Genomic DNA, 24047 nt, shown 5'->3' with positions numbered 1-24047 from the left:
TCCGGGTCGAAACAAAGATTTCCGTGTGAAACTCGAGCGCTCCTGTCAGTATTTCCAGGTCGATCCGGTACCGCGGTATTGCTCCACTGGAATCGGCTCGACGCCGTCGCGCATCCGGTCGGTGTACAGCTTGCCGTGCAGGTGATCGACCTCGTGCGCCACGAGGCGGGCGACTCCACGTTCGAACACCGTGATCTTCGTCCGGCCGTCGATGTCGATGTGCTCGACGTGGATCAGGTGCGAGCGCGGGACCTGGCCCCGGACGTCGAAGAAGGACAGGCAGCCCTCGTATTGCTCATCGACGTCGCCGGCGGACTCGATGATGGTCGGGTTGAAGAGCGTGATCGCCTCACCCTCGGGTGTCCGCACGATCGCGGCGGCCCGGTCGATGCCGATCTGCGGGGCAGCGATGCCCATGCCCTTGCCGAACATGTGGGCCTGAGCAACCCGCTCACACGCGGAGTTCAGCGCAGTCACCACGCGGCGGGCGTCCTCAGCCTCAGCCGGGAGGTCGAACCTCCGGGCGACCTGGCGCAGGGCCGGGTCGGTGTCCTGCACGATGCCGAGCGAAGCCATCACCGTGCTCGGCGCTGGCGGCGAGTCGCCCGCGGCAGTGGCACGGCCCCGGAAGTCCCATTCGAGGCGGTAGCGGGCGTGCAGCGGCGGATCTTCGCACGACCACGAAAAGATGTGCCGATCGCCGGTGTCATCGCGGCCGATGGCGGTGGCGAACGGCATGGCCTGCGCGGTCATCGACGTGTGCAGCCCCCAGACCGCGGCCGACAGGTCGGCGGGGAAGTCGAGGCAGACCGAGAGGGTGTGAGTCGGGAGCCGGACAGCGCGCTGGAACCAGTTGCCCCAGTGGGTCTCGCTCACGGTGTACTCGTACTCGATCCAACAGGATTCCCCGGGATACAGGGGAAAACGCCCGTACTTGGCGGCGAAGAGCAGCCAGACCTCTTTGAACGCGTCGCGGTCGTGGTGGGTGGTCCATTCCATCGGGTTCGAGCGGGCGCGGCCATGCCAGGCGTGCAGGTCGATCTCATCCCAGGTCAGCGGGTCCTCGGAGTAGAGCTGGTTCGAGCGCTCCGGATCCCCTGGATAGCGGTCGACGGAGATGCGGATCAGGTAACGGGTGATCGGCTCGGTACCCCGGTTGACCAGGTGGCGGCGCTGGGTGAGCCGGTAGACGCCATCCTCGTAGCGCAGGGTCGCATCGTCGTGGTCGACTACCAGGCTGCCGGTCCCGGTGTGCGGGTCGGACATCGGCGGCGCCACCGGGCGGACCTTCGCCGGTCGGTGGGTCTCGAAGTCGCGGAACGCGGAGTGCAGAGCACCGCCGGCGCGCAACGCGGCCTCGGCGTGTCCAGCGAACGCCTCCGACGGCCGTTCGGCGCCGGAGAGCACCTTCGACACGTAGGAACGGTCGTAGCCCATCGCCTTCGCCAGCGCGGCACGAGAGAAGCCACGCACGTCGCGCCACCGTTCGAGCTCAATCGCGAACACGTTCGCCTCGGCAGCCGAGCCGCTGGCGTCGTTGGTGGTCGCGTCCGTCGTCATCGCCGCCTCGCAAAGTTCGGGGACCGTGAGTATGCGTGAACCTACCGTGAGTCGTCCTTCAGCCTAGTTGCCCATCCCCCGGTCGCGGTGTCCTCAGGTCTCCAGCGCGCTCGCGCATCCGATCAGCCCAGGGAGACGAGGAAACCATCGTGTATCGCTCGACATTCCCCACCAATCCGCATCTGGAGGCGTATCTGCGCGCCGGCCGGATGATCTCCGAGCACGAGACCGCCCAGGACATGGTCACCCGCGTCGTAGCCACGCTCGAGGCCGCCGACGCCCGCTTCGACCGCGCCGGCGCCGAGGCGTTCGGCGAACGGCTCGGCTGGGCCCTGGACACCGAACGGATCGTGTTCTCTACCCCGATCATGACCAACGCCGGACGCCACTTCGACCGGCCTCTCGCCGCGTGCGCGGTCCCGCCGGTCGACCTGCGCGGAGACCTGACCCAGGTCAAGGCGATCGTGGACAGCTACCACCAGGCCGGGATGGGTACCGGCTTCGCCCTCGACGAACTCGACGACCCGGTCGGGGTCCTGCGTTACCTCAACGAGGTCGCGGTGGCCGGCGCGGCCTCCGGAGCTGAGGATCGGCCGGTTGGAAACATGGCCATCCTGTCGCTCGATCACCCGTCCGTGAAGGACTTCATCGGCTGCAAGGTAGGCGCCGACGCGCGTGGCGAGGTGTGGAAGTTCAACATCTCGCTGCACGTCACCGACAGGCAGATGCGAGTCGCGCTCAGCTCCACCGGACGCGAGCGGGACCTGCTGGTCGCCGCGGCTGAGGCCGCGCACGCCTGCGCCGACCCCGGTCTGCTGTTCGCCGACCGGATGAACGAAGGCAACCCGACCCCTCACGTCGGCGCCTACGTGTCGACCGCGCCGTGCGCCGAGGTCGGTCTGGTCGCCGGAGAAACCTGCCAGTTCGGTTACCTTAACCTCGGCCGCTTCCACACCGGCGACGCCACTGTCCCGGTCGACCTCGGAGCCCTGGCGGACACCACACGAACCCTGGTACGGGCGCTGGACGACTCGATCGAAGCCAGCCTGGCCCACTACCCGTCAGCGCTGTCAGCGCAGGTCATGAGCACAAAACGCAAAATCGGGGTCGGCGTGTGCGGCCTGGCCGACTTGCTGCTCGCCGCCGGGCTGCCCTACGACAGCGGTGACGGGCGCCAGCTGGCACGAGAGGTGCTGGCATTGGTCAACTACACCTCCAAGCTCGCCTCGGTCGAGCTTGCCCGGACTCGCGGCGGCTGCCCGGCAGTGCTCGGCGGCCGGTCCCGCTACGCCGACCCTGCCTTCCTGCGCCGCTTCGCAGAGCTGGGGGTGACCAGCGTGACCCGCGGCGACTGGAACGCCCTCGCCGACGAGATCGCCACCACCGAACTGCTGCGCAACTCCTCCACGATCGCCGTCCCGCCGACCGGCCGCTCAGCGCCGGTCGTGCACGCCTCGACCGGGATCGAACCGCTGTTCCGGCTCTCGGACGACCTGCCCGGACATCAACGGGCCGAGGTCGCCGCGGCGCTCGCGAGCGCCGACCGAACCGACGTACTCGGGTTCGTGTCCACGCATGGCCGCCTCCCGGACGACCCGACCCTGCCGGGACAGCTCCGGGCTCTGCTCGCGACGGCGACCCAGATCAGCCCCTCCGGCCACCTCGCGATGGCGGCAGCCGTGCAGTCCTGCGTGGACGAGGCCGTGTCCAAGACCGTCAACCTGCCCGGCACGGCACTGCCGGGCGATGTATACGACACCTACGCCACCGCCTTCGAGCTCGGTTGCAAGGGCATTACCGTGTACGTCGACGGATCGCGTTCCATCCAGCCTCAAGGCCTCGCCACCGCCCCCGCGGCCGTCAGCTGAGGAGACCCATGGCCACCCCGAAGTATGTCTTCGACACCAAGCACGACCGCTACCCGGTGGCCGTGCACGTCTTCTTGGTCCAGCAAGGCAAGGTGCTCCTGATGCGAAGGGCCGGGAGTGGCTACGGAGACGGGCAGCTCGGGCTGCCAGCCGGACACGTCGACCTCGGCGAGACCCCGACAGCGTGCGCGGTCCGCGAAGTCGACGAAGAACTCGGCATCCTCCTGAACCCGGGCGATCTGCAGCCGAGCGGGACGATGTTCCGCAACTCTCAGGAGCCGCGGGTGGACATCTTTTTCGTCGCCCGGTCATGGGACGGCAGCCCGGAGATCCGGGAGGCGAACAAGTGCACCGAGCTCGTCTGGGCCGACCCGATGAACCTTCCTGCGGATACGCTGGACTTCGTCGCGGTGGCCTGGAATGACACGCGGAACGGATGCAGGCTGCGGGAGTTCGGCTTCACGCCGGTCCCGGCCTGACCCGACGACTTTAGGAGGGTCTGCCACCGAAACCCGGGGGCAGGCCCTCCTCAAGCGTGCCATCTGGCGACGCCAGAGTCAGCCTCACTTGAGCCTGACTCGTTCACCGGGGCGACGTTCATTCGCAGAGTTCCCTTGCCCTCTGAGCGCCCACCTGCGGAAATGAATTGACCGCAGCGTGTAGCCGGAAGGAATGACCATGGGCCAGCCCCGTATCAGGCTCAGGCGAGCGCGCAAGAAGGCTGGTTACACGCTCGAGCAATTGGCTTATGCCCTTGGCGTCGACCGCAGCACGGTATGGCGCTGGGAAAAGGGGGACATGGAGCCGCTCCCGTACAAGCGCCCGGAACTGAGCAAGGTGCTGGGCGTCACGGAGGAGCAGCTCGAGGAACTGCTGTGGGAGGGCCCAGCCCCCGCTCCGACGTCCAGCCCGACCGCGGCACCGCACGGCCACGCTGGCCTTCGTGCAGACCTCGATGTCGACGAATGGGCCGATGACCTCGACCGGGCATCAACCCACTTCGGCCGCCAGGACTTCCAGATGGCCGACCACCTGGTGCAGCGCTGGCTGCGACGATATTCGCCCGACAGTGCGGATCCCGTCGGCCAGTCCCTCTACGGCCGATCCCTGCGCCTGCAAGGAGACCTACGGCAAGACCAGGGGAACCTACGCGGGCCGCTTTCAGCGAGCCACAGCTACCGCCGGGCCCGCGAGGTCTTCCAAGAGCTGAAGGTGCCACGCCGGACGGCGCAGATCGACTTGCAACTCGCCGTGATCGAAGAAATGGCCGGTGCTCACCACCAAGCCGCGAACCTCTACAAGCAGCTAGCCGACGACCAACGCCTCTCCGGCCGGGACCGGACCCGATCGCTGCTCTGGGTCGGCACCGCACTGAGCAAGAGCGGGCGTGCGGCCGAATCGGTCCAGTTCATCGAACCGGCGATCCGCAGCTTCGAGGAGCTCGAAGAGCCTCTCGACTGGTCCGTTGCCCATCAGAAGCTCGCTCTGGCCCGTCGCAGCGCCGGCGACCTGCAGGCCGCAGCGAACGCCATCGACATCGCGCTGCTCACCCGCTCCAAGGACACGCCGATGCAGCAGGTCCGGCTCGACACCGTGCAAGGCCACATCCTGCTGTCCGACGCCCAGACCGCGGCCAGCGGCATCAAACTCCTGGAGCGGGCCGCACTCGTCGCTGGGCGCTGCGGCATGATGCACCAGTTGGAGAGCATCCGGTCTATCCGCCTGGCCTTCGAGGGGCAGGTGCCATCGTGAGGAGTTAGCGGGGCGTGGAGCGCGAGTTGACGGCCGCCGAGTGGGCTGACGCGGAACTCATCTGGCACTACCACCACCTCGGACACGACCTCCTCCCCTGCTCGGCCGCCCTGGTGCTCGGTGGCAACGACATCTTGGTCGCCTCCTACGCCGCCGAGCTCTACCACCGCGGGCTGTTCCCGATGATGGTGATTACCGGGGCGACCAGCCCGGCAACGGAGCATCTGTACCCACGCGGTGAAGCCGTGCACTTCATGGAGATCGCCCTGCAGCTCGACGTGCCCGCGGAGGCGATCTTGGTCGAGCCCAACGCCCGCAACACCGGCCAGAACTTCACCTTCTCCCGGCAAGTCTTCGAGCACGCCGGCATCACCCCGACCTCGCTGCTACTCATCGCCATGCCTTACATGGAGCGACGCGCCTACGCCACTTGCCTGAAACAGTGGCCTGAAGTCGAACCGCGCTGCAGCTCAGCGCCGGTCACGCTCCGCGAATACGTGACGATGATGGGAAGTGCAGTCGAGGTCGTTGAGATGATGGTGGGCGACCTCCAACGGATCATCGAGTACCCCCAGCTAGGCTTCGCTATCGGCCAGAACGTGCCGCAGGTAGTGCTGGCAGCGTTCAATCGTCTGCTCGCACGTGGATTTACTCGACTATTGCGCTAGAGACACAGAGAATTAACGAATTCCCGAAGGCTGACGCACACCACGCACCATTAGCGCACACTTTTCGCCCTGGCGAAACGCGCGGATACAGCTCAAAATTAGGTTGACAGAACGACATCCGACGCGCTCGACATCTGGCACTCAAGTAGCTCGCCAGCGGAATACCAATTTTGCGCGCGGGTGAGCTTCAGGAAACGAGTATCTCAACACGCTCCGAATCCGCCAGTGACACCTGCCATGACAGGAAGACCGAAATCCCATGCCGACACAAACAGCCGCAGGATCGCCCGCAGCGATCGCGTTTGGCGTCACGCTGCGCTCCACCCGGTTAAGGCACGGTTTCGGCGTCCGCCAGCTTGCGCGGCAACTCGACCTGGCTCCCGGTCTCTTGTCCAATTGGGAGAGCGGCGCGCGCGTTCCACACGAGGCCGAGGTCGCTCGACTGCTTGGCTCTCTGAGGGCGCCCACCTTCGAGTACTCTCGAGTGATCGAAGCATTCAACCAGGTTCGAATCAACGAATACGCCGAGCCCGCAATGCCCGATTACCCACCCCTGATGCACGCCTACGAGCAGATCTCCACCCAGATTTTCGAGTGGGCACCGATCTTCACGCCCTCGCCGTTCCAGACAGAGAATTTTGCTCGTGAGATCGTGAACCCCTCTCTATCCAACTCCAGAAAACTCGATAATCTCGCAACATTCAACCAATCCAGGAAAGAAGCGCTGATCGCCCGGAAGGGTCTAGTTCAGTACGAGTTGTTTCTTGGCAGTCGCGCCTTGACACCAGGCCATGTTTCAGCGCACGTGAATTCAGAGCAAAACCGCCATCTGCTTCACCTTGTCGAGAGCGGCACAATAACGCTGAGAGTAATGCCAGCGGCAGAGTGGGGACTGGAATCGACGAGCCCTTTCGCCCAGTACCGACTAGCCGATAAAAGGCGGCTAACCGCTGTTGCCGTCAAATCGTGGCCGACCACCGTATATCTCACCACCAATGGCCAGCTCCGCGACTTTCGCAAAATGCTGGAGGTCCTGGATGAATTCGCGTACGGGGCAGAGATGTCTCGCAATCTTTTGCTCGAAGCCATCGCCGACGACTGAAAACAGGACGCAGCACCGGTCCACCAGTTCCACCTGGACCACAGTGACACATCCAGTTCGCTTGAGATCCAGCCCTCAGGTCATCTTCGTGACGGTGCCGTTCCACAGTCCCCTGATGGCGGGCCCGCCCGTCGGCGACACCCTCGCCGGCGAGGTCATAGACGGTGAACCGGAGCTGGTCGTCGGTGCTGCGCAGCTGGTGCCCGAGCCCGTCGCGGCGGTTCGGGAGCGAGTCCGGGGTCTGACGGCCGTAGCACCGGCGGGGTCCGGCACATGTTTGCCGCGCTCGATCTGGCCACCGGGCAGATGTTCTATCGGTTCCGCGACCGCAAACGCTGGCCACAGTTCCTCGAATTCTGCAAGCAACTGCGTCGTCGCCTCCCGGTCGGCAAGCTCTATCTGATCTGTGACAACTGTGAGGATGATCAAGTGCCGTCCCGGGCTGTGGTCTGACCCGTGTGACAACCGGCCGTGGTGCCTTTCCGTAGATCTGTCGACCATGGTTCGGGGCGGTGCTTGCTGCCGTCGGACCGGCGGGGCGTGTCCCGATAGGGGCCTTACCATGAACAGGGCACCATCACAGTTCTGACCGCCTCCACCGGCCCGGCGACGGCCATCCGTTCCCGAGTAGGTCAGGAGCCAGACGACCGTGCCCAGCATGCCCCACCCCGCCCTGCCCAGCCAAGACGACGCCCCTGCCAGCGAGGTGATCCTCGGGGTGGACAGTCATAAGGATCTGCATGTCGCAGCGGTGATCACGGCTCTGGGCGCGCTGCTGGGCAGCCGTGGGTTCGCCGCGTCTCGGGCCGGCTACGAGCAGCTGCTGACGTGGGCACGAACGTTCGGCCCGTTGCAGCGGGCCGGGGTGGAATGCACCGGCTCCCACGGTGCGGCACTGGCCCGGCACCTGCGCACGGAAGGCGTGCAGGTAATCGAGGTCAACCAGCCGGACAAGACCACTCGCCGCCGACGCGGCAAGACAGACGCCATCGACGCAGAAACAGCCGCTCGCGCCGTCCTGACTGGACGGGCGATCGGCAGCATGAAGACCGGTGACGGGCCGGTGGAAATACTCCGAATGTTCAAGCTGGCCAAGGCATCCGCCATCAAGGCCCGGACACAGACGATCAACCAACTCAAGGCCGTACTCATCGCTGCCGACCCGGCGCTGCGCGAGGCATTCGCAGATCTGAGCAACCCCATACTCTTCCGTCGCTGCGCGGAACTGCCGCCCACCACACCCCACGACGTCACCAGCGCCGCGGTCTACACACTTCGGCTGCTAGCCCAACGAATTCGCGAACTGACCAGCGAAATCCGTGATCTGGAACGGCGGATCACCGATGCTGTCGCCGCACATACTCCGGCATCGCTGGGACGTCCCGGAATCGGATCCGACAGCGCGGCAGCCCTGCTCGTCACGGCCGGCGACAGTCAGATCGCCTGCGCAGCGAGGCGTCTTTCGCGGCCCTCTGCGGCGTCAGCCCCGTGCAGGCATCCTCGGGCAAGACCCACCGGCGACGACTCAACCGCGGCGGCGACCGCCAGGCCAACGCCGCACTCTACCGCATCACACTCTCCCGCCTGCGTTGGGACCAACGCAGCCGCAACTACCTCGACCGGCGCACCACCGAAGGCAAAACCCGTCGCGAGGCCATCCGCTGCCTCAAATGCTACATCGCCCGAGAAATCTACCAGCTGATCACCGCAAATGATCTTCAACTCAGCTCTTGACTTCCATAGGAGCATCCGAGTGGGGTCGCGCTAGAGGTCGGTGGTTCCATCCGCTCGGACTGGTCGCGGCGGTATTCCAGTAACGGACGGTTATGCCGTGGCCGGAGCCGGTGCCAGGCGTCGGGGACTCCGCGGGGTGGAGGGGTGAGGTCGCCGCCGGCGGCGCGGGCGAGCTGGACGGCGATAGTCAGGCCGAGGCCGCTGCCCTCGCCGGCGTGCTGGTCGGTGGGGTTGCGCCAGAAGCTTTCACAGGCCCGCGCCCCTGCTCGGCCGTCATCCCCGGGCTCCGGTCGAGGACGTGCAGGGTGACGTCGCCGCCGGAGGTGCGGGTGGTGGCGAGGGTGATGGTTCGTGCCGGGTGGGGTTGCGCGCGGTGCGTTGGTGAGCAGGTTGTCGATGATCTGCCCAAGTACGCCCAGCAAGACGATCACCGCCCGGGCCGGGTGCCGCGGCGCAGCAGCCGGACGTGGTGTTCGGCGGCGAACGCGGACCAGCTCTAGACGCGGTCCCAGGATCGCGTCGAGGTCGGCTGGTTCGGGTGTGGTGGCTGTGTCCTCGATGCGGGCGAGGGCGAGCAGGCCGACGATCAGCTGGATGAGCCGGTCGATTTCGCCGAGGGCATTGTCCAGGCTGGGCTGGCACTGGGGCGAGATCGGGTTCGAGGTCTCCAGGCGCAGCCGACAGTTTGGACTCGGCGCGACATGGCCGCCCGTACATGGTGGACGGCTTCGACCAGCCTCGAGTCACTCTACGCGACGCGTCATCGATGTCACGAATTTGTCCAATTCCCGCCAGGTCGCCGCTGGATAGGGCGGCGTCGCCCGGCCGCAAGCGTTAACGGCCAGGGTAGCGTCAAGCCCGCGGGCAGGCGCGCTCCCTCTCCCCCGGCGCGTCGGCCCGCGTTTCCATCGTACTCGATCGCCGAGGCAATCCGACGAGATCCAACACCCACGCAGCCGAACTACGCGCGCGAGTATCGGTGTGTCGACCTACATCCTGCACAGGTCTCAGTGCACGATCGAGTGAACGTTGCCGCAGTTTGCTTCTGATCAATCCCGCGGTGGACCTACGGTACCGACGTCGGTTGCTAGGGACGATGGGCATATGCTCGACCCTCCCCGAGCACGGCTTGATCGGCAACATGGCTTCGACATAGGAGCTCGACGGGTGCATCGGACAAGCGGCTCGTGGCGGTGACATTATCCTACCGGTGACGTGCAAAATTCGCCTGTCCGCAGCTGGTGTTCACCTGTTCGACCGCGTCTCCGGGACGAATGTGCTGTTCGACGAGGTATCTGTTCCCGCTGAGCAGTTCTCCTGCGCTCCGCGGTACCTGTCCGTCGCGCTGACCAACGCTTGCGAGCTGCGCTGCACCTACTGCTACGCGCCCAAGCACGCCGCGGCGCTCGACAGAGAGCGTGTAGTCGCGTGGGCTGTTGAACTCGATGCTGCAGGGTGCCTCGGTGTCGGCTTCGGAGGAGGCGAACCGACCGCATACCGAGGGTTCACCCAGCTGTGTTCGGACATAGCCCAGTCCACGTCTATGGCGGTGACCTTCACAACCCATGGGCACCGGCTCACACCCGAACTCGTCGAATCCCTACGCGGGGCCGTTCACTTCGTCCGTCTGTCAGTCGACGGAGTCGGAGCCACCTACGAACGGCTCCGCCGCCGGCCGTTCGCGGCTGTGGTCCAGGCCGCCGGGTTGCTCGGCTCCCTCGCCCCGTTCGGCATCAACGCCGTCATCAACGCCGACACGGTCGGTGAACTTGATGACCTCGCCGAGTTCGCCGACAAGGTCGGCGCGTCGGAACTCTTGCTTCTGCCGGAGCAGCCGACTGCGGCAACTCCCGGTATCAGCGACACCGACGCTAAACGCCTAGTCGAATGGGCCGTGACCGCCACAAACGGCGTTCGGCTGGCAGTCTCTCGTACCAGTCTCGAATCCGCGCTGCCCACAGCGGAAGCCATCCCAGGCGAGCACTCTCTCGACGCGCATATGCACATCGACGCGACCAGCGTCCTGCGCCCTCACGCCTACGCGCCCACGGGATTGTCAGTCGGAAGTTCCATCATGGAAGCCGTACAGGCGTTGCGGGAGGCACAATGAGGATCTGGAACGGCTACGGCTCGGAGCACTCGATGGACCTAATTCTGATCGGCCGATTTCAGACGGTCACCGGCGCGAAGGCAGCGGAGGAGCGCATGGAGGCTCTGAAGGCTCTTGCCGAGGACACGTGGTCCGATGACGACTGGCGGAACCCTGGCGAGCGCATGCCTCGCGAACTCGGCAAAGCACTCGCCGAAATGAAGTTGTACGACATGGGGAGGTACGACGTCGACATCTTCGCCCTTGACCACACCGTCTCCCGCACCGGAGAGACGGTCCGGATCTGGACCGACGAGTCTGACGTCCAGGGATTCCTGAAGGCGCTTCTCCACTACGGCGCGAAAGTCGAGATCTTTTCCCGTCACGAATGGGACGAGGACACGATTACTCGGTCGGATGCAAGCGCTGGGAGCGACAGTGGATCTGACTGAGCTGGAACGTCTGCCCGGCGCCGCCGACCAGAACTTCGAAGCCCTCACTCGGGCCATCGTCTCCCGCCGCTACGGCGCGCTGGGCACGATGCGGGAGCGTCGGAACCAGCCCGGCGTTGAGTTCTACCTGTGTGTAGACCACGCCGGTGTCCTGGGTGAACCTGGCCGGGTATGGGGTTGGTCGTGCAAGTGGTTCATCCTCGACAGCAAGAACCGCCTGACAGTGGGCCAGCATGATCAGATCGAGGACTCACTCTCCAAAGCGATCAAGCACGTCGCCGGCCTGACCGACTTCGTGCTCTGCCTTCCACAGCGGCCCGCCAAGAGCGACGAGGAATGGATCAACGGGCTCCGTCGGCCGGGCGTCAGAGTCCAACTGTGGTCCACCGAGAACTACGACGCAGAACTAGCCGGACACGACGAGTTGCGCTCCACCTTCTTCGGTGAACTCGCCCTCACATCAGAGGTGCTGGCGCAAGCACACAAGCGATCTGTTGCACCCATCGAGGCACGGTGGATGCCACGGCTGCACACCTCTCACCACGTCGAACATCGCATCGACCGGACCTTGCTGCGCCCCGCGGCGTTCGAGTGGCTGCAGCAGCGCACTGACGACATCGCAGCCCGCATCCAGGCACTCCGCGCAGGCCTCGACGGCCTCGACGGCCTCGACGGCACCCTCCACCAAGACGCCGCAAAAATTGCTGACGACCTGGACCAATTCGTCGACGACATGCGGGAGATCTTTCACGCCGGCAGGAGCCTCCGGTCCTCGGAGGTCCGCGAGCGCCTCGCCGCACAGGGGCCGCCCGCAACCTCTCCCCGAACGCTGCGACGCCTGGTGCTCAAACTGAGGCAGCGTCGCCGGCCCGAGGCGCTGCTGGTCACCGGTCTCGACGCGGACATCCGCGACATCGTCCAGTGGCTGCGCAATACACGAGCGGACACTGAAGCTCCCCTGCTCGCCGTCATCGCCGCCGCGGGACAGGGCAAGACGCACCTTGCCGCGCAGATGACCTCACCGAACGACCAGCCCACGGCAGGAGTCTTCATCCAGGGCGGGAACCTGCGCGCTGGCGGAACCCTCCACGACCTCGTGCGAAAGATCCCCGGACTCAAGGTCGACTTCTTCGAGGATCTGCTGGAAGCTCTCAACTCAGCCGGTAACCGCGCCGGCTGCCGGATTCCGTTGATCATCGACGGCCTGAACGAGGCCGAACGGCCCTCGGAGTGGAGGTCTCTGCTCGCCGGATTGGCACCTGCTCTAGGCGCCTACCCTCACGTGGCGGTGATCGTCACCCTCCGCGAAGCGCTCGCCGACCTGGCCCTCCCGAAGGACACGGTGCGCCTGGACCTGGAGTGGCAGCGCGCGGAAGTAGACGACATCCTCCGCGTCTACTTCCGTCACTACCTGATCAACCCGGCCGGCGCCTGGCTACCGATGGGAGAGTTCCACAACCCGCTCTTCGTCCGCATGTACTGCGAGGCCGCAAATCACGACCGCCGAATGTCCGTGGGCGTGGAGGCGCTTCCCCAGTCTCTCATCGGCGTCTTCGAGCTGTATCGCGAGGGCGTAGTCGAGCGGCTGGCCCAGGATCCGGCTCGCATCCCGGTGCCGGCCGACCAGATTCAGCGCCGCCTCGCGGCTCTGGCGAGACACATTTGGACGAACAACGTCCGTTGCCTTCCGTTCGACGAAGCGCGAAGAATCCTCGACGCCGACCAGCCGAACTGGGACGAAAACCTGCTCCAGCGCCTCGTAGAGGAAGGAGTGATCTTCCGCGAGGAGGTCAGAGGTTCCGACGACACTGAGTGCGGCTTCGTTTTCGACCGCCTCGCTGGATACTTGATCGCCGACGCGATCCTGGAGCGTATTACCCCCGCGGACGTCAACGAGCAACTCGCGGAAGAATTTCTCTGGCAGTTCCTCCTGGGGGACCAAGCGCACCCCCTCGGCGACGACATCCTCATTGGCCTCATCTCACTGGTGCCACGCCGCTTCACCCGGCACCACCTGTGGCGCGTCGCCCCGGATGAGCACCGTTCGTTTGTGCTCGCTCAGGAACTCACGACCGAGTCAGACTTCCTCGACAACGAGACCGTCGACGCGCTTGCAACCGCACTCGTTACCGCGCGCCCCGGAGGGAGGAAGGGCCGCCCAGCGTTCGGCCGTCTGTGGGAGATCCGCAGCTCCGCCCCGCACCGCCTGAATGCAGTATTCCTCGACCGCGTCCTGCGTCAGCTGCCCCTTCCCGAACGTGACCTGCGATGGAGCGAATGGGCTCGGAATCAGGCTTCAGACCGCCTAGCAGCAGATGTGGAACTAGCGATCGACAGGTGGTCCGGAAGCAGCGACCGCGCCGAGAGCGACGACCTGGACGCGCTGGCCATTGCTTGGCTGCTGACATCCACGGACACGAGCATGCGGGACCTGGCGACGAAAGCCCTGCAGCGCTACGGCCGGCCAGAACCCAAGCGGCTGTTCGACCTGGCCACCCGGATGCTCGATATCGACGATCCGTATGTCATCGAACGGGTCGTCGGCGCAGCGTTCGGCGCCGTCAGCTCCCACCAGATGCCCGACCCCGGCGGGCCGCTCGAAGGCGCGTTGCGGGGCTGGCTGGTGCAGCTGCGCGACCGCTTCCTCGACGGCGGAACCACACCCACCTCGCACGAGCAACTGCGCGGCCACATACGGGCCACTTACGAGTTCGCCGGCACCCTCCATCCCGCTGCCGTCCAGGATCAGGATCAGGTCGACGCCTTCGCGCTGACGTTCGCCGCCACAGCGCCCGCCGAGGTGATGGAGGACGACGACCCCAACGCCGAGGAGTGCGACCGTACTTTCGGCATGGACTTCGAGAACTACATCATCGGGAGTGCCATCAACGGCAGGGGCAACTACGAATTCGACCACCCCGATTACCGCATGGCCCGCGCCGAGGTCATGGCCCGCGTTTGGGAACTGGGCTGGCGCCTTGAGGATTTCGGCAGCGTTGACGAGTCCATTGCTGCGGACGCCCAGCGGCGCTACGGATCCAAAGAGAACGTTGAGCGGTACGGCAAAAAATACGGCTGGATCGCCTACCACGAGATGGTCGGCCGCCTCGTGGATGTCGGTCGCGCACCGGCCCACTTCGGTGAAGCAGAACGCTTGATGCCCGACATCGACCCGACCTTCCCCGACGAGCCCCCAGTAGCACCCATGCCCCTTCCGCTGTGGGCGCCCGTGGAGCCCACTAACGACCAGACCTGGCTCACCTCAGGGACGGTGGCCGTCTCCGACCAGCTGTGGTCACCCGAAGAGATCCACGGAGTGGACGGCGGCTGGCTTCTGGTCGAGGGATATCTGGACCACCGCCGCGATGGACGGGAGGTGTTCGGGTTCTTCCGAACCCTCTTGCTGGAGCAGGAGGACGCTGAACCCGCCCAACAGCTCGCCAGTGAGCAACAGTATCTCGGGAACGACTTCTTCCCTCGGCTGCCGATGGTACGCGACGTGCTGGCCGCTGAGATGCCGTGGAGCCCCCGGTTCGAGCTGACCTTCGAGGACAATGCCCCGGGCGCCTTCTCGCGCCGCGCACTGTGCCGCGACTGGCAAGACGACGGCATCACGTTCGACCAGGTCGCCGTGGAGTTCGCCCCCGACAGCACTTCGGAGATCGGGCTCGGCGGAGGCTACGACGTGCCGTCGTTCGAGTTCGCCGTCCGATTCGGCCTGCGCCAGTTGCCCGGCACCGTGGACCTCGTGAGCCTGGACGGCCGACGTGCCTCCGCCACCTTCCGTGCGGACAAACCCTGGCGCGGCCACCTACTCTTTCTGCGCCACGATCTTGTCGAGGACTTCGCCGGTGATCGCCGGATCATGCAGGTGGCTTGGGGCGAGCGTCAGGTGGCCGCCGATTGGAACTCTGTTCCTTCCTGGATGCGCGCGGTGTACCGCCGCTACGGCCATGTATGGCGCCACATCCGAATGCTTGGGTCGGATTAGCGCTGCGCAGTGAGCCGTCCCGGTGGTTTCGGATAGCGAGACGAACGCTCATGCCGCTTATCGGTCATTCGGGAACGCTGAAATTCACCCCGAACGGTGGACAAGGGCTTAAACGGGTTCAGGCGGCCGTGTGGAGTGACTGCTCGAAGTCGTCAGGGCTGAGCACTCCGACCGAGGAGTGCCGCCGCACACTGTTGTAGAATTTCACCCAATTGTCAATTGCAGCAACGATTTCCGTCTTCGTGGCGTGGACGTGCCGGTAGTACTCTTCGTGCGGTGCGACGCGAAGTCGCGTATGTGAGTGGGCTTCTCGATAGGAGGCTGGCTGTGCCAGATCAGTAGCTCTCGAGCAGTGTTCGAGGTCGATCCCCGCCTCGACGTGCGCCGACAGGTCTTACCTGTTTGGGGTGCGAAGCTTGAGGAAGAAGCCCAAGGGCCTGCGTTCCGTCCGCGGGAGCAACCGGGCAAGGGGAAGACCGGGCGGGTGAACGCCAGTGAATCCTCATTGATGCCTCGTCAGACTAATCCCAGGGAGACGGGACGAACGCCTGGGCTAGTCCAGATACATGTTCGTGATCGGTCTCTCCAAAACCGACGACCTCACACCTTTTGTCTGGTCGGCCGGAGGCGGATGTCATCGAGGTGCACGTGGTTCGGTCGGGTGACCACGAAGTCGACCACGGTAGCAACATCCTCGGGCACCAGCAGCGGCCCGTACTGGTCAGCGACGGACTCGAACCACTCCTGGTCGTAGCCCGCCGTCTGCTGGAACCCCGACCGCACGAACCCAGGCTCGACGAGCGTTACCCGGATGCCGAACTCGCACACCTCCTGCCGCAGAGCCTCGACTAGGGAATGCACGGCAAACTTCGTCGACCCGTACACCGGGTTGGCTGCCGACACCTGCCTGCCGACCGTCGATCCGATCACCACGATGTCGCGGGCCTGGCCGCCGCCGTCAGCCTCAGCCTGCTCGCGGAACCGCGCCCCGCACACCCGCAGCTGGTCGAGTACAGCGAAGTAGTTGACTTCCAGCAGCTCGCGCCATCGGGCCGGGTCAGAACCCAGGACGGTGCCCGGCAGGCCCTGTCCCGCGGCCAGCACGGCGATGGTCGCCGGGCCCCACTCGCGTTCCGCCGTCCCGAGCAGCTCTTCGGTGTGCCCGGGCCTGGTCATCTCGGCGGCGAACGGCACGATCGCGCCATAGGTCGCCAGTTCGGCGAGGGCTTCGGCCCGCCTGCCCGCTGCGACCACCCGCGTGCCCGCGCCAGCGAGATTCGTCACCACCGCCCGTCCGATCCCGCTTGACGCTCCGGTCACCACTGCGACACGTGCCTTAGTCATCGCACCCCTTACTCGCCGTCGTTCCCGGTCGGGCCAAGCCGGTTCCGGTCGGTCAGCCCGGCGAGGAACCTGCGCAGCCACACGCGGTCCAGCTCCGGGAACACCACGCCCAGCTCGGCAAGCAGCCGGTGGGTGCGGGTGTGGTTGTAGCGGACGTTGCGCTCGGGCCGGTTAGCCCAGAAGTACGCCAGCCCGAGGTCGTGGTGGCCGCCGACGTGAGGAGCGAGCAGCTCGGCGAAGTCGCGAGCCGGACCTTCGGCGAGATCGTGGCCCAGATCGCGGAGCACCGCGAACACGTCGCGGTAGACGAGGGTGTGCGGGGTGTCGACGTGGAAAGTCCCCCCGGACACGGTGGCGTCCCGCGAGATCGCCAGGATCCCCTCGGCAACGGTGTCGACGGGGCTGAGCGCCAGTGTCCGGTCACCAATCGCGGGCACCCGGCCCAGCGCCACCGCGGCGCGCAGCATCTGGACGAGCCGGTTGTCTTCGGCGTTGCGTTGGAACCTGCCGGTGGCGGAGTGGCCGGTAACGTCGCCGGAACGGTAAATGAACGCGGTACCGCCGCGGGCGGCGAACCTGGCGACCAGCCGTTCGGCATCGAACTTGCAGCGTTCGTATTCGTTGAGGAAGCGCTGGCCGATGTCCAAGCAGTCTTCGAAGAAGACCGCGGCCCGGCCTTCCCCGCCGTCACCGCAGACCGCCAGAGTCGACACGTGGTGCAGATCCTTCACCCGGCAGGTGGTGGCGAGCTGAATCAGTGCGCGGACCGGCTCCGTGTTGGTCCTGGCGAACGTTCCGTGGTCGCCGAACAGGCGCGTGTCAGCCGCCAGGTGATAGATGGCCTCCACTTCGTGACACAGTGCGTCGTAGACCGGCTCAGCCAGACCGAATGTCGGCGCGGTCAGATCGCCGGTGTGCACGGTGATCCGGTCGGCGTACCGGCCGAGTTCGCCGCCTGGCACCGCCCACGTGTAAGCCGCGCGCAGCCGAGCGTGCCCGGCGTCCCTGGCACCACCGCGCACGAGGCAGTGCACGTGCGCGTCGGTGCGGGTGAGCAGCAAGTGGAGCAGGTGCGCACCGATGAACCCGGTGGCACCCGTTAGCAGCAAGCTGCGGTAGTCACGCGTGGCCCGGGTGGTGTGTTCCGGTTGGAGGTCCGGCGGGCGATAGCCGAGCAGCCCAGTGGTGGAACCCGGCTCCACCACGTACTGCCCCTCGGTTACCGGATGACCACCCAGCCGTTGTAGGTGGGCACGGGTGGCCCTGGCCAGTGCAAGCACGTGCTCAGGCCGGTGGCGCCTCGGTGTGTACGAAAGATCGGTGACCAGCTGCCCGCCCTGGATCCTGGCGGTGAGCTTCAGCCCGTACACCCGATCGTTGGCGGCACCACGCGCGGCGCTGACGGGCAGCCGAGAGAACACCGGACGCAGGTCGTCGCCGTACGGGAGAGTCAAGGTGCCCAGGTAGTTGAAACAGACGTCCGAGCGGCGCGGGAGGTCGTGCAGGCTGTAGGCGACGCCGAGGTGGGGCACATCGTCGAGCGCGGCGGCGGCGTCCTTGACAGTGACGGCGCCCTCAGTACCCGCCACTTCGATGCGGATCGGGAAAGTCGCGGTGAACCAGCCGACAGTGCGGGAGATCTCGACGGTGTCGCCGAAGGATTCTCGGCCGTGGCTCTCGACGTCGACCACCAGGTGGTCCACGTCGTCCAGCTCCGCCGAGGCCTGGGCGAAGGCGCCGAGCAGCGCGGCGGCGGGCGACAGGCCACCCTGGCTCAATGCTTCGGTCTCTGCGCGGCACAGCCCGAACCACACAGCCTGGGCCTCGCCTTCGACATTGTCTCCCGCCGGCGTCGCAGACTCCTCGGCGAGCCCATCCCAGTGCGCAAGGTCAGCACGAAGGTCTTCGGAGCGGGAGTGCAAAACCGTGGCCCAGGTACCGAAATCCGGGGTGGCGGCGGGAATCCGCGGCGGCTCGCCGTGCAGCAGCTCGCTATAGCGGCAGCTAATGTCATTGACGATCACCCGCCAGGACACCACGTCCACACACAGGTGGTGGCAAACCAGCAGAAGATGCGCGCGTCCGGGACCGAGCGCCAGGTGGCCCTTGAACACGACACCGCTGCCGATGTCGATTTCGGCCTGGCGGTCAGCGGCAACCGTCAGTAAGTGGGTCTCGGCATCCTCAGTGAACCGAGAGACCGTGAACGACGCGGGCGGCCGCACCCGCTCCCGACGGCAGTCGCGAAAAGCGGTGTGCAGCAGCGGATGGACCGCCACGACGTGGTCGACCGCAGTGGCCAGGTCCGCGGACCGCACGTCCGGATCCACGTCGAGCAGCAACGCCTGGTTCCAGTGACCAGGCTGGGCGAAGTCCTGCCGGAAAAACCACTCCTGGGCGGGAGAGAACGCTTTGTCGTCCGATGGCAACTCGCTGCGGAGCCGGCGAGGTTCAGCAGCACCGGAACGCAGCCGAGTCACCAGTGCGGCGGCTGTCGGCGCTGCCAGGAAAGCGGCGGCTGACATCTCGTACCCGCGTGCCTGGAGGTCGGCGATCACCCCGATGGCGTCGATGGAGGTGCCGCCGATGTCCAAGAAATCGTCGTGCGCTCCGAAATCGCCGTGGCCAAGATGGCGGCGCCACACGGCAAGCACCTCGGCCAGCAGCGGGTCACAAGACTCGGGTTCGCGGTGGATGGCATCGGTCCCACGCCGATCCAGCAGCGAGCGGAGGGCGGCCAGGTTGACCTTGCCGTTGCCGTTGCGCGGAAACTCTTCGAGAATCTCGACCCGCTCCGGGATCATGTAGCGGGGCAGGCAGTCCCGCAGCGCCGCCCGCGGATCGGTAATGCCGTGGCCGAACACCGCGGCCAGCAATGCCGGGCGATCACCGGTCCGGTAGAGCACGACGGCATCCACGACGCCGGGCAGTTCGCGCAGCCTGGACTCGACATGGCCCAGTTCGATCCGGTAGCCGCCGATCTTGACCTGCCGATCGCCCCGACCGAGAAACTCCAGCACGCCGTCGTGATCGACCCGGACCCGGTCGCCGGTCCGGTAGACGCGACCGACACCAGGCTCGTCGGTGAACACGGCGGCGGTGGCCCCTTCGTCGGCGCGATAGCCCGCTGTGACCGACGGGCCCGCGACAAGCAGCTCGCCCGCAGCGTCGCGGTCGCTCAGAGTACCGTCGTCCAACCGCACCAGCAGTCTAGTGCCGCCGATGGGAGTGCCGATAGGGACGGAAGCGGTGCCGAGCACGTCCACCTGCGTGGTATCGGTGAGGATGTGCGCGGCGACCCCCACGGTCGTCTCGGTGGGGCCGTAGTGGTTAACCAGGGTCCCGGCCACGCCGGAGGTGAGCACCGCGCGGGCGAGGCCATGCGGCAGCAGTTCGCCGCCCAGCAGCAGGAACCGTAGCCGTGGCGCTACCTCGCCGCCGAACGCCCGGAACACGGCGCCCCAATGCGAAGGCGTCGTCTTCACGAAGTCCACCCGTTCGGCGGCGAGGTAACGCAGCATCCCGTCGGGATCACGCCGCTCGTCACCGACTACATGCAGCGTTCCGCCAGTCCACAACGCCAGAAACAGGCTGGTGTTGCCGAGGTCGGCGGCGAGCGTCGTCACGTGCGCGTAAGCCAGCGGCTCGGTTATCCCCAGCCGTGCACGCAGCGATTCCGTGTAGTGCGCGATGTTGCCGTGGGTAACCATGACGCCCTTCGGTACCCCGGTAGATCCCGACGTGTAGAGCACGTACGCGATGTCGCCGGGCGCCACCTCGACGATAGGGAAATCCCCTCCCACGGCGCCCTCTGTCACGGCGGCGAGCCCGGCCGCGCGGATCGTGTCGAGGTAGCGGGGCGAGGTGAGCACCAGGTCGGGGCACGCGACGGCGAGCCTGCCGACACCTTCGGCCACCGGGTCGGAGGGCTCGACCACGGTGTAAGCGGCTCCCATGCCGAGTACGGCGAGCGGCGCCGCCACGGCATCCACCCCGCGACCGAGGTGGATGCCGACGAGTGCCCCTTTTTCGAGGTCGGCGGCAGACAACGCCTCGCGCCAGCGGGCTATCCGACGTTCGAGCGCCGCGTAGGTCACCCGCTCGCCACCCGCGACGACGGCCACCCGACCAGGATGGGACTCAGCGTGCGCGCGAACCGATGTCGCAAGCATTTCTGGCCTCCGATGGGACTTCAGCGGTGGGTGGGGCCTCAACTCCAGAAGACGAGCGGTTCGGCTCGGCCCTTCGAGGCAATGAACGCGGCGGCGCCGACCCGGTGCACGCCCTTGCCCGAGGTGACCGCGTGCAGCATCCGGGGGCTGAAGATGATGAGGTCGCCAGCTTCTGGGTGGATCTCCAGCACCGGTTCCTCCACTGTGGACGCTTCGAGTCCCTCCACCTCGAGGATGGTCTTGGTCTCCTCCGGAGTCGGCTCACGCAGCCACAACTGAAGGTTGCCGCCCTCGTCGGGCACCTGCAGATAGACGTTGGCCACCAGCTGGTTGAGCACGCCCTCGATCTCCGGAGCATCGGTTTCCTGGTCGATGGCATCGTTGTGCGGGTAGAACTCCGAGGTGTCCGGCTGGAACACCCGGAACGCGCCGACGAAGCAGGCCCGGCCCCGAAGTCGCATCAGGTTCGCCCCCGCCGGCCACAGCTCCTGCAGTTCGAGGCGAATCCGGTCGATCGGGGCGAGATAAGGGTGGAACATCGAGCGCACCTCGGTGATCGCGGGCAGCGCCGCGTCGTGATACTTAGCGGTCAGATTCGGATCCCACTTGGTGTCGATGTGCGGCATGTAGACCCGGCCGACACTGCTGGTGTGCTCCTTATGATAGTGCCCGAGCTGGGGATGGTTGATCGCCTTGTCGACGACCTGCGCGGCGATCTCGACCGGGTAATAGCCGCGCACGTGAATCGCACCGATCTGCCGCTCGGCAAGCGCGATCAAGGTCTCGGTGGTGAGCTCGCCGGCGACGTCATTCGTCGCAGTCCTGACGAGCTGGACAGGAACGGTCACAGGGTTGACTCCTCGCAGATCGGAAAATCCACTGAACACATATCAAAACAAATTCGCCGGGAAATAGTTGTCCGCCGACATCTTCCGCAAGGCCGTTAGTCCGACGAAATGAGCGCCGCGATCGATTCCCTCCAATACCACGCAGCTGACCGGTGACGCCCCCACCAAGCCTCCCTCATACGCCCAGAAAAATCCAGTCGATGGATCCTGCACACCCGCCAGCAACCTCGGCTGAAGGTCAAATCGCCTCCGGAGCATCCGGCAGGTCACGCCTACGGCGGATGGGAGAAAGGAAGAGTATGCAGACACTCAAGGTCGTCCCGATGACGGAAATCCAGATCGTCGACCGGAGACCGATCAGCTCTCCGAGAACACCGCCAGTCAAGGCGCCTAGCGGAACACCACCCTGACCGATCAACCGCATTGTCGCAGTGGTCCGCCCCAGCAAGTGGGCTGGAGTGTACCGCTGCCGAAAACTGCCGCCGATGATATTGGAGGCAATGATTCCCGACAGGTAGAAAACCTGACCGACGACGAAGAACGTCAAACCCGCCCCAGCGGTGGTCAAAGGAGTGAGTAGCCCAAAGGGAACCGACACTCCCTCACAGATGAGCATCGCCCGAGCCGTGCCGAACCGGTTGGCGATCTTCGACGAGATCATCGCCCCGATGACACCACCGAGGCTGGTCACCGCGATCAGGACACCGGTGATGCCCGGGCTCACCCCCACCGTGCGAATCAAGAACACGACGAGGACCGCGCCCATGATCGATTCCGCGAAGTTGGCAACACCTCCGTACGTCGCAAGTACACGAAGGTACGGATCACGGCGGATGAAACCAAGCCCCTCACGGATATCTCTGCGAAGGGACCTCTCCTCGTCGGGCGAGGTCTTTCGACGAGGCTCGTGCACCCGGACGCGCAGCAGGCAGATGGCCGAGACGACGAACGAGAGAGCATCGGCCAGGATCCCGACGACCGCACCGAGGAACTGCGCCACCAGACCGGCCAGCCCGGGGCCCGCGAACTGCGCAGCAGATTCGCTGCCCTGGAGCTTGGCATTAGCCGCGGGCAGGAATTCCTTGTCGACCAGCAATGGCAGATAGGACTGGTAGGCCGTCGTGAAGAACACACTGGCCGCCCCCGCCATGAGAGCGACTGCGACGAGGTGCACGCTCGTCAGCAACCCGAGCCAGGCGGCGACCGGCACGCTAAGAAAGAGCACGAAGGAGACCGCATCGCAGATCAGCATGACCGGCCGCTTCCGCAACCGGTCGATCCACGCACCGGCCGGCAGGCCGACCAGCAACCAGGGCAACCACACCGCCGCCCGGAGAACGCCGACCGTGAACGTGCTCGCGTTCAACGCGACCACGGCGACCAGCGGCATCGCGATGGCCGTCATCGACGACCCGATCTTGCTGGTTGTCTCACCAAACCAGAACCACCGGAAACCCCGGTCCCCGGCCGATCCAGCGGGGCGTGTCGGCTCCACAGCCACCTTTGGCTGTTTTTTCATCAACAAACTCCAGAAATTGATCGCGGATGCGATCGCGTGCGACTACCGGGCGAGGACATAGCCGTCACCAGGCCTCCAGTCACGCGAGCGACGTATATCAGAAAAAGAATAGCAGCGCTGCAACCAGCGATCCATGCCGTCATACCGAGGACGAAACGCGGTCCTGCCATGCACCGCGACCCGGTTGTCCACTATAGCCATATCGCCCGGAAGCAGCATCGTTGTCCGGGAAACCTCTTCCAGAGTCTCGTCAAGCACATGAAGTGCATCTTCGGCCCTAGCCGTCATCGCGCTCGTCGCCGCGAAATCGACCTGGACGTCGGGATCGCTACGGTCACCGGAAAGAATAGCGTGCACAACCGGTTTTTCCATATCCACGGCGAAGGACGGCGGCGCTTCGGTCGAGAACTCGGCCTCGAACAGAACTTCCCGGATGTCCGACGGCAGCAGAGGTAAGGCGGCCCTGATGCACGCAGTCCTCAGGCCGGCGACCCGATCATGGTCGGCGCGCAAGCACAAGAGTTCAATATAGTCGGGACGACAGGCATGAAAAGCGTTTTCGTTATGGAACGTCAGCTTTACCGAACCGAGGTTTCCCTGGAATTTTTCCCGCCCCCGGACCGGAACCACGTCCTGCACCAGTGACCCGGACTTCTCCGCTTGGAACGATCCCGGATCTCCCAAACCGCACGCGACCAAGACGAGACTCACCGCCGCAGGCGTCGCGTACCGCTGGACGGAGCCCTCAGCCCCTGGCGTCTCCGGCAGGCCCGCAACGCCGATCGGGAACCCCCGCAGAACGAGGACGCCGTCCTCCGACGACCGGCGCCGAAAGGCGGAAACTACCTTCCGCAACGCAGACGTCGACTCCTCCCACTCGGCGCGAGCCGCGTCCACCCAGTCGACTTCATCGACCAGTCCTTGCTCGGCCCGGCTCAAGCACCGTAC

Annotated in this window: 17 protein-coding genes and 1 pseudogene; 11 read left to right on the top strand and 7 right to left on the bottom strand. The window is 65.8% G+C overall.

All coding sequences use genetic code 11. From position 1 onward, the window contains the following. Positions 1-45 precede the first annotated feature (45 nt). Complete coding sequence (locus NYF13_RS34645; RefSeq protein ID WP_315662273.1) at positions 46-1560, bottom strand: peptide deformylase; 1515 nt, start codon at positions 1558-1560, stop codon at positions 46-48. Between the two features lie 239 nt (positions 1561-1799). Here NYF13_RS34645 and NYF13_RS34640 point away from each other — a divergent pair, with 239 nt between their 5' ends. The 11 genes and pseudogenes from NYF13_RS34640 (at position 1800) to NYF13_RS34595 (ending at position 15216) form a co-directional block, all read left to right on the top strand. Further along, positions 1800-3428 (top strand): hypothetical protein, encoded by a 1629-nt coding sequence (locus NYF13_RS34640; protein ID WP_315662272.1) that lies wholly within the window; start codon positions 1800-1802, stop codon positions 3426-3428. An 8-nt stretch (positions 3429-3436) separates the two neighbouring features. Next, the gene (locus NYF13_RS34635) at positions 3437-3907 is read left to right on the top strand and encodes an NUDIX domain-containing protein (protein ID WP_315662270.1); all 471 of its coding nucleotides are present in this window, start codon (positions 3437-3439) and stop codon (positions 3905-3907) included. 199 nt (positions 3908-4106) lie between these two features. Beyond that, a complete protein-coding gene (locus NYF13_RS34630; RefSeq protein WP_315662268.1) occupies positions 4107-5180 on the top strand; it encodes a helix-turn-helix transcriptional regulator in 1074 nt (357 codons plus the stop codon). Positions 5181-5194: 14 nt separating this feature from the next. Next, entirely contained in the window at positions 5195-5848 is a 654-nt protein-coding gene (locus NYF13_RS34625; RefSeq protein WP_315662267.1) for a YdcF family protein, read from the top strand. Positions 5849-6107: 259 nt separating this feature from the next. Then, positions 6108-6950, top strand: coding sequence for a Scr1 family TA system antitoxin-like transcriptional regulator (locus NYF13_RS34620; RefSeq protein ID WP_315662266.1), 843 nt, complete (start codon positions 6108-6110; stop codon positions 6948-6950). A gap of 273 nt (positions 6951-7223) precedes the next feature. Next, a complete protein-coding gene (locus tag NYF13_RS34615; protein WP_315662265.1) occupies positions 7224-7403 on the top strand; it encodes a hypothetical protein in 180 nt (59 codons plus the stop codon). Positions 7404-7608: 205 nt separating this feature from the next. Beyond that, positions 7609-8088, top strand: a pseudogene (locus NYF13_RS36870) (transposase); the annotation flags it as partial. A 350-nt stretch (positions 8089-8438) separates the two neighbouring features. Beyond that, a complete protein-coding gene (locus tag NYF13_RS36865; protein ID WP_396287834.1) occupies positions 8439-8684 on the top strand; it encodes a transposase in 246 nt (81 codons plus the stop codon). Between the two features lie 1210 nt (positions 8685-9894). Beyond that, on the top strand, positions 9895-10794 hold the full coding sequence (locus NYF13_RS34605; RefSeq protein ID WP_315662263.1) for a radical SAM protein: 900 nt from the start codon (positions 9895-9897) through the stop codon (positions 10792-10794). Beyond that, the gene (locus tag NYF13_RS34600) at positions 10791-11225 is read left to right on the top strand and encodes a DUF6375 family protein (RefSeq protein WP_315662262.1); all 435 of its coding nucleotides are present in this window, start codon (positions 10791-10793) and stop codon (positions 11223-11225) included. The genes NYF13_RS34605 and NYF13_RS34600 overlap by 4 nt, the downstream gene beginning before the upstream one ends. Continuing rightward, positions 11212-15216: a hypothetical protein gene (locus tag NYF13_RS34595; RefSeq protein ID WP_315662260.1), complete on the top strand. Its 4005-nt coding sequence runs from the start codon at positions 11212-11214 to the stop codon at positions 15214-15216. Before NYF13_RS34600 ends, NYF13_RS34595 begins: the two co-directional genes overlap by 14 nt. A gap of 118 nt (positions 15217-15334) precedes the next feature. Here NYF13_RS34595 and NYF13_RS36860 read toward each other — a convergent pair whose 3' ends face one another. From NYF13_RS36860 to NYF13_RS34570, 6 genes are all read right to left on the bottom strand, one after another. Then, complete coding sequence (locus NYF13_RS36860) at positions 15335-15550, bottom strand: IS3 family transposase (RefSeq protein WP_396287857.1); 216 nt, start codon at positions 15548-15550, stop codon at positions 15335-15337. A gap of 266 nt (positions 15551-15816) precedes the next feature. Then, positions 15817-16560: an SDR family oxidoreductase gene (locus NYF13_RS34590; protein ID WP_315662258.1), complete on the bottom strand. Its 744-nt coding sequence runs from the start codon at positions 16558-16560 to the stop codon at positions 15817-15819. Between the two features lie 8 nt (positions 16561-16568). After that, the gene (locus NYF13_RS34585; RefSeq protein ID WP_315662256.1) at positions 16569-20732 is read right to left on the bottom strand and encodes an AMP-binding protein; all 4164 of its coding nucleotides are present in this window, start codon (positions 20730-20732) and stop codon (positions 16569-16571) included. 38 nt (positions 20733-20770) lie between these two features. Then, positions 20771-21580 carry a 2OG-Fe(II) oxygenase gene (locus tag NYF13_RS34580; protein WP_315662254.1) on the bottom strand — a complete coding sequence of 270 codons (810 nt, stop codon included), beginning with the start codon at positions 21578-21580 and terminating at the stop codon, positions 20771-20773. A gap of 238 nt (positions 21581-21818) precedes the next feature. Then, positions 21819-23099 (bottom strand): MFS transporter, encoded by a 1281-nt coding sequence (locus NYF13_RS34575; RefSeq protein ID WP_315662253.1) that lies wholly within the window; start codon positions 23097-23099, stop codon positions 21819-21821. 42 nt (positions 23100-23141) lie between these two features. After that, positions 23142-24038 (bottom strand): TauD/TfdA family dioxygenase, encoded by an 897-nt coding sequence (locus NYF13_RS34570; RefSeq protein WP_315662251.1) that lies wholly within the window; start codon positions 24036-24038, stop codon positions 23142-23144. Positions 24039-24047 lie beyond the last annotated feature (9 nt).

The sequence above is a fragment of the Amycolatopsis sp. PS_44_ISF1 genome (assembly GCF_032335455.1).
In the GTDB taxonomy this organism is placed as follows: Bacteria; Actinomycetota; Actinomycetes; order Mycobacteriales; family Pseudonocardiaceae; genus Amycolatopsis.
This window is presented reverse-complemented; position numbering and strand designations above follow the sequence as displayed.

What these genes read in the sequence shown, in the direction of transcription:
- NYF13_RS34630 (WP_315662268.1), top strand. Translation starts at nt 4,107, where the DNA reads ATGGGCCAGCCCCGTATCAGGCTCAGGCGAGCGCGCAAGAAGGCTGGT.
- NYF13_RS34635 (WP_315662270.1), top strand. Translation starts at nt 3,437, where the DNA reads ATGGCCACCCCGAAGTATGTCTTCGACACCAAGCACGACCGCTACCCG.
- NYF13_RS34640 (WP_315662272.1), top strand. Translation starts at nt 1,800, where the DNA reads ATGGTCACCCGCGTCGTAGCCACGCTCGAGGCCGCCGACGCCCGCTTC.
- NYF13_RS34645 (WP_315662273.1), bottom strand. Translation starts at nt 1,560, where the DNA reads ATGACGACGGACGCGACCACCAACGACGCCAGCGGCTCGGCTGCCGAG.
- NYF13_RS34620 (WP_315662266.1), top strand. Translation starts at nt 6,108, where the DNA reads ATGCCGACACAAACAGCCGCAGGATCGCCCGCAGCGATCGCGTTTGGC.
- NYF13_RS34600 (WP_315662262.1), top strand. Translation starts at nt 10,791, where the DNA reads ATGAGGATCTGGAACGGCTACGGCTCGGAGCACTCGATGGACCTAATT.
- NYF13_RS34590 (WP_315662258.1), bottom strand. Translation starts at nt 16,560, where the DNA reads ATGACTAAGGCACGTGTCGCAGTGGTGACCGGAGCGTCAAGCGGGATC.
- NYF13_RS34585 (WP_315662256.1), bottom strand. Translation starts at nt 20,732, where the DNA reads ATGCTTGCGACATCGGTTCGCGCGCACGCTGAGTCCCATCCTGGTCGG.
- NYF13_RS34575 (WP_315662253.1), bottom strand. Translation starts at nt 23,099, where the DNA reads ATGAAAAAACAGCCAAAGGTGGCTGTGGAGCCGACACGCCCCGCTGGA.
- NYF13_RS34615 (WP_315662265.1), top strand. Translation starts at nt 7,224, where the DNA reads ATGTTTGCCGCGCTCGATCTGGCCACCGGGCAGATGTTCTATCGGTTC.